A 1,387-nucleotide genomic window follows, 5' to 3' on the forward strand; every position below is an offset into this window, starting at 1 on the left:
CGGCCGGCGCGCTCGCCACGGCGGCCTACGGCCCACGTCGGGACTCGGTGAACACCGAGGCCGCGGACGGAGTCGGAGTCGGCACGGTCACGCGGGCGCTCGCGCTCTGCGGCTCCCTGGCGCTCGGCTGGGCGGGTGTGCTGGTGCTGCCGCTCGCCCTGGACGCGGCCTATCCGGTCGTGGTGGCGATGCCGCCGGCCCTGACGGCGGCGGCGCTCGCGGTGGTCGTGAGCCCGCGTGTCCCCGGGGGCTCGCCGGTGCGGATCACCGCGCTGGTCTGCGCCCTGGCGGGCTCGGTCGGCGGCTCACTGGTGTCGCTCGGCAGCCGGTCCGCGACGGTGACCGCGCTCGCCGTGCTGTCGGCCCTGTTCGCCGGAGCCACCGTGGCCGCGGTGGCCGCCACTACCGCCACACGGGCGCCGGAGACCGTCCGTACCCGCAGTACCCGTGCGGTCCTGGCCTGTACGGCCGTCGCGTACACGACCGCGCTGGTGACAGCCGCGTGCGCGGTGGCCGGACTGTCCACCGGGACCACCGCCGTGGCCGTTCTCGCGGTGCCCGCGACGGTGGCGCTGCTGGCCGCTCGGCCGTCCACGCGCCCGGTGGCGGCCCCGATCGAGATCACCGCGTCCGGCGCCGCTCTCCTCGCGGTGATCCTGGCCTCGGGCCGGGCGCCCGTACTGGCGCTGGTGCTCGCGCTGTGCGGAGTGATCGCGGCGGGCACGGCGGTACGCGCCGAGCGCCGGACGGTCGCCGGATATACCGCCACGGCGCTGTTCGTCCTGGCCACCTGGGTCCGGCTGGCCGCTTCCGAGGTGTCGGTGCCCGAGACGTACACACTGCCCGTGACGCTTCCCGCGCTCGCCGTGGGGCTGTTGCGGCGCCGCCGCGATCCGGCTGCCTCGTCCTGGACGGCGTACGGTCCGGGCCTCTCGGCGACACTGCTGCCGAGCCTGCTCGCGGCCTGGGGCGACACCCACTGGTCCCGGCCGCTGCTGCTGGGAATCGCGGCCCTGGCCATCACTCTCGCGGGTGCCCGGCTGGGCCTCCAGTCGCCGCTGATCCTGGGCGGTACGGTCCTCGCCCTGGTCGCGCTGCACGAGCTGGCACCGTATGTCGTGCAGGTCGTGGGCGCGCTGCCGCGCTGGCTGCCGCCTGCCCTCGCGGGACTGCTGCTGCTCGCGGTGGGCGCCACATATGAACAGCGCCTCAAGGACGCCCACAAGGTGCGCCGCAGCCTGGGCCGAATGCGCTGACCGGTGGCCGGTGACCGACGGCGGAACGACGATGTCCCGGAGACCTGCCGGTCTCCGGGACATCGATTCCGGGTGGGCGATACTGGGTTCGAACCAGTGACCTCTTCGGTGTGAACGAAGCGCTCTCCCAC

At 74.8% G+C, this 1,387-nt stretch carries 1 protein-coding gene; it reads left to right on the top strand.

Annotation, left to right across the window (positions count from 1 at the left end; genetic code table 11):
• A partial coding sequence (locus tag GA0115259_RS40990; protein ID WP_370749420.1) for an SCO7613 C-terminal domain-containing membrane protein occupies positions 1 to 1,256 on the top strand: 1,256 nt, incomplete at its 5' end.
• Positions 1,257 to 1,387: the final 131 nt, after the last annotated feature.

This window comes from Streptomyces sp. MnatMP-M17, from assembly GCF_900091995.1.
Lineage (GTDB): Bacteria > Actinomycetota > Actinomycetes > Streptomycetales > Streptomycetaceae > Streptomyces.